Here is a 5,299-nt window from a genome sequence, read left to right on the forward strand (position 1 = left end):
CACCCCCTCCCCGCGTCCCGTCACCGCAGACGGACCCACCGCACCGCGCCGCCGCGCCCAGGCCCCCGCCCCGCAGACGGACGCCGCGTACCCGAACGGGCCGCTGGCCGTCATCGACGTCACCGGCGACGGCCAGGTCCTCGCCCACCTCGTCGACGGCCGCACCCTCGACGTCCCGGCCCGCAGCCTCAAGACCCTCATCCCCTGGGCCCTCGAAGCCGGCCTCGGACAGCGCCGCCTGCACAAGTGGGGCACCGACGGCGACCCGCTGTTGGTGCTCACCCCCGCCGCCACCAAGAAGTACGGCCTGCCCCCGGAGCTGGAAGACCGCAGCACCCTGCGCCTGCCGGACAACCACAAGGTCATCAAGGAGCTGACCAAGGCGGGCTGGTCCCTCACGAAGAGGGGCTTCGGGCCCTGGGCCCGCATCTACAAGCCCGTCGAGAACGGCGTCCGCAGGTGCGTCCAGCTCGGCGTCATCCCCTGGGGCGCCCTGGGAGCCATCTCCGGCTGGTACATGGACGACAACACCCCCCCGACCCAGATCGCCCGCACCCTGGGCACCTACGCCCAGCGCGTCATCTCCCCGCGCGGCACGATGGCATCCTCCGGCATCGAGCTGATGCTCCAGCTGCGCCCGCCCACCCGGCCGGTCCGGGTGGAGATCCTCGACGAGGCCACCGGCGAAGTCACCGAGGCGTTCAAGCCCGGCCCGCTCGAAGGATCGCTGACCAAGCCGCGCAAGCCCGCCCCGTGCGAGGCCCCCGACGAACACCCGGAGGTCCACAAGCACTTCGGCACCAACCGCCCGGAGGAAGAGGTGATGCGCGAGGAGGCGTGGAACTGGCACCGCGACGTCACCGACGACGAGCGCGCCTTCGCCAACTGCGTCGGCATCGACACCAACACGTCCTTCCTGTCCGGCTCCTCCCGGCTCCTGGTCGGCGACAGCGACCCCGTCCACCACGTCCGCCCCGCCTTCGACCCGAAGATCCCCGGCGCCTGGAAGGTCGACTTCTCCCACGCCCACGCCGAACTCGCCCACCACCTCAAGCCCGGCCAGGTCAACCCGCTCGACCCCCGCCTGCCCTCGCCGTTCACCCCGAACGGCGAACCGCCCGCCGGCCCCCGCTGGTACACCACCCAGACCTGTGACTACGCCCGCAAGCTCGGCCTCACCGTCGAACCCATCGAGGCGTGGCTGCGCGAGCCGCTGGCCGCTGGATGGCTCGACCCGTGGAACGAACGGCTCTCCGTCGCCTACAAGACCACCATGGCCCGCCTCGGCGTCACCGAAGACATGCCCGTGGAGGAGTTCCTGGCCGCCATGGCCCGCCTCGACGAAGGCGAAGGTGACCCCGTCGAGCGCACCGTGCTCAAGGCCATCAAGCAGTCGGTCAAGAGCGGCATCGGTAAGTTGCGCACCACCCCGGGCCGCTACCCCGGATACAAGGACGGCGACCCCTGGCCCGACCTGGACCAGACCTGGTGGCGCCCCGACATCCGCGCCTCCGTCATCGCCACCGCCCGCATCGTCCAGCACCGCAAGATCGTCAAGACGTTCCAGCTGACCGGCCGCGCCCCCCTCGCCACCTACAGCGACTGCGTCATCTACCCAACGAACACCCGCTCCCCGCTCGAGACCATCCCGCGCGACGAAAGCGGCCAGCAGATCCGCGGAGCGTTCCGCCTCGGCGTCGCCCCCGGCTGGGCGAAGCTGGAAGGCGCCCGCTCCCTGGACTGGTACATCGACATCCACACCGGCGGCGTGAACCCCGCCCGATACATCGCGCCGCGTGACGGCGAGCGCATCGACGAAGGGGAGTGAGCACCATGGGCAAAATCTTCGACGGACTCCGCCGGGCAGTGCAGGACAAGCTCACACCCGAGCAGCGCGCCATCCCCAAGACAGCCAAGGGCCAGGCCGCCGCGCTGCTGCGCGAGGAGAAGAAGCAGCGCGGCGAGGCCGGCGCGGTCAAGCGCGTCGCCGCCCGCCTCGGCATCACGCCGGACTCCGTGTACCGCTACCTCAGCGGCAAGCGGAAGAACCCGCCTAAGCACATCGCGCAGAAGCTGGAGAACGAGGTCCGCGCGACCGCGAAGCCCCGGCTGCAGAAGAAGGTCATCAAGGAAGCCAAGACCGCTCCCGTGAAGCTCCGGACCCGCGCCGAGATTGGATACACCAACTCCTCATCCGGCAGGAGCACCCCGGACGGCCGGATGCGCTCCATCGCCAAGACGCTCCCACCCCACTACGCCACCCCGCTTTGGCAAGCACTCGAGGATGGCGACGAGCAGGAAGCCCACCGCATCATCCGCGAGTACATCCAGAACGAGTACATCCGGGAAGCAGGCGGCGAAAACGCCTACACCGACATCCAGCTCACCAACATCGACCTGATGGAATTCGAGATCAACCCCTGAAAAGGCACAGCGCGGCGGCCTCCGGACGAGTTCCGGAGGCCGCCGCCCCATTTCGTGCGTCGGCTCGGAAGCGGCGCCCCGACGCCACCCTGGGCGAGCAGATCCCGGCTCCGACCCCGAACTGTGGCGCTACGACGACGAGCTCGAAGACGTGACCGTCATCTATTACGTCACGGCCCAACGCCATCGTCGTCGCCTACGAGAGAGCCCTGGACCCACACCACAACGGCCTCCAGGCCCCTCTACAGGGCCGCTGGAGGCTGCCCGCATCCAACGGGCACCGGCGCCCGGGAACGGCCCTCCACGGGCCGCACACCGGCGGGGAGATGAGTGCCCACGGCATGGCCCGTCACCGCAACGCACCCTGCAACACACGTGCAACGCACCGGTGCAACACCGCACTGCGGTGAACCCCTGACCTGCGGAAACACCCGGAAAGCTGCTCTCCAGCCCCGCTTGCACCCGTGTTGCACTCCGATGTTGCTCCAGGGCCGGAGGAACGCTCAGCCCGCATGCCCGGCGCCGGCCACCACACGAACCAAGACCTCTTCTGGCTACCGCAGAAGAGGTGTCGGTCCCGCCGAGAGGCTTGCTCACAGGCCCTGATCAGCAGGAACGGCCGCAGCGCATCGGAGGGGGTTCCACCCTCGGCAGTGGTGCCGGTGCAACCCTCCCCTCTGCAGCACCCGCTGGGCACAACCGGCTAGCCCCCGCCCGATGCAACCCTCCCAGCATCTGACGCCGGACGCCTGGGCAAGCCCCCAGTCCACTGGGCAAGCCTCTGAATACATAGCCGCGCCCCCGTGACCACCTTCTGGTCAAGGGGGTGGTCACGGGGGCAGGCCATGCGATCCGAAGGGCAACGGCGGCAAGTTGGCCTCGGGCAAGCCTTCGAAGCACTGGGCAAGCCCCACGGACACCGCCCTGTCCCTGGACGACGTCGGTCGTCCGGGACGCCGCTGGGGGCAGCGGCAGCTGATGCGCCACGGCCCGGGATGCTCACCTGGACTCCCCGGCTCCGAGGACTACTTCGAGCGCTCCGTGTGCTCGTGCAGCGCCCACACGTAGTACCAGTGACTGTTCCGTTGCTTGCGTGGACGGTCGTCGACCACGGATTTAAAGAAGTTGGAGACGAGCGGCGTCGTGCCACTCATGGCGGCGCCCATGGAAACGTATTGCAGCGTCTTCAGGTCTGCCACGGCAAACAACGTTGCTGAGATGGCGTGGATTCCTACGCCGGCCAGGTGCGCCCACCTTGTTCTCTTGGACGTGTCCATGTTAACGCTCACCTCCCGGATGCCTTGCTCGATCTCGCGAGCGAGCTTCCGAAGTTCACGTTCTGACTCCACCGCGTTTGCGGCATCGTCCATTTCGGTCAGTTTCACTCTGAGGAAGGTTTTGAAGTTTTCGTAGGCGCCGAATTCGTCGACTGTGATCTTGCTGAAGTCCTTGAGTGAGGCGGCTTCGAGGAATGGGAGGTCGACTGTAAGGACGGGGCGGATCAGTTCAGTCTTCTCTGGTGGAGCTCCTGACACGTTCAGAAGGGCCCGCTTGTCGCTGACAAGGTAGTCGATGGGTCTGATCGGGGACGGGGTCAAACTGTCCCAGACGTTTCCATCTGTAGAAAGGGTGTGACGCCTGCCCTCCTGATAGGCAGGCAAATACCAGAGAATCCCCTTCCGCATGAGATCCTCTGAATCGAGAATCCATCTTCCAAGCCCCCTTAGATCGGAGCAGTTCATCCCATACTCGATGGCGAAGTAGCCGTTGTTGGACCCCAGATCTTCGCCGTCCGGCCCCAGGATCGCCGGGTCGTGGTCTGCGTACGAATCGAGCGGTACGTATGCCTCGGTGTGATCTTGTGAGAGCATCAGCGTGTCGGCGACGAGGACAGCCCTTTTGGTAACTGATGAGAACTGACTTGGCGCCACGTTGAGACCGAAGTGATATGTGCCGACCTTGCGGTGTTTCGCTACCGGGATGGCGCCTTTCTTGTACAGGGCCTTGGCGTACTGCTTGGCTACCTCGGCCTTGTCCTTGCGGACATCCCTGCTCAGCTTCCTGAAGAATCGCTCGTGCGTGGAAGCAATTGAGTTCCGGTGCATCAAGTTTCTCTTGAAGATGCTCATGCTTCATGGTGCAGGGTGCGTCCAGCCCCGGTCCAGATCTAGAACCTCAACTCTTCCTCAGAGAAAGGGTTTTGCTGATGTATCAGGATCGCTTCCTGCTCTCGGTCCGCCAGCGTGTACGTCACCGTGTTGCCGCCGCAGCCGGCCGCGATGTGCAGGAGGGCGCCCTTCTCCGCCTCGTCGACGGACAGGCGCCACCGGAGCTTCGTGGCCGTCAGCCAGCCGCGTAGTGGCAGGGAAGTGTTTGAGGAGGAGCGGCAGCCACTCCGAGACGTCCTTGTCGCCCTTGGTGCGGTTCGTACGGGCGGTGACAGCGACGAGAGAGCTCGCCTGCTGCGTATAAGCATGGTGATAGATACTCAGGAAATGGTCACCTATGATCCGAGGCGCGATATAGAAGCGCGAGAAAATGAATCGGAAAAGCGAATAGCAGGATTCGCCGGATTGACACAGAATCAAGTCACTGCAACAATCGACCCGCTGGCCCCGAATCGCGAAGCGATCGGATATCTAATTAGGGTCGGCAATAAATTGTGGCCAGTGGAATTCAATTCCGTGAAGCGGGATTGGAGAAAATTCAGAGAGACGGAATTCCCGTCTGGCTCGCCACCCCCTCCCCGCGTCGCTGCGTCGGCTTGAACCTAAGCTGACCAGCGGCTTTCTAGTTTGCAACCTAATCCAGCCCGCGCGGGCCGCAGCGCGGCCCGTTGTCCCTGGGTCGGCGCAGCGCGCCGCCCCTCCCGCTC

At 65.7% G+C, this 5,299-nt stretch carries 3 protein-coding genes; 2 read left to right on the top strand and 1 reads right to left on the bottom strand.

Features of this window, described 5'->3' with window-relative positions:
- Together HYE82_RS33750 and HYE82_RS33755 are read left to right on the top strand one after the other, a co-directional pair.
- A partial coding sequence (locus HYE82_RS33750; protein WP_256988058.1) for a transcriptional regulator occupies positions 1–1,828 on the top strand: 1,828 nt, incomplete at its 5' end.
- A 5-nt stretch (positions 1,829–1,833) separates the two neighbouring features.
- A complete protein-coding gene (locus HYE82_RS33755) occupies positions 1,834–2,424 on the top strand; it encodes a hypothetical protein (protein WP_179178032.1) in 591 nt (196 codons plus the stop codon).
- Between the two features lie 1,025 nt (positions 2,425–3,449).
- Here the strand turns inward: HYE82_RS33755 and HYE82_RS33760 are convergent.
- Positions 3,450–4,553, bottom strand: a complete 1,104-nt coding sequence (locus HYE82_RS33760; protein WP_179178033.1) for a hypothetical protein — start codon at positions 4,551–4,553, stop codon at positions 3,450–3,452.
- Positions 4,554–5,299: the final 746 nt, after the last annotated feature.

The organism is Streptomyces sp. BR123 (assembly GCF_013401435.1).
GTDB lineage: Bacteria > Actinomycetota > Actinomycetes > Streptomycetales > Streptomycetaceae > Streptomyces.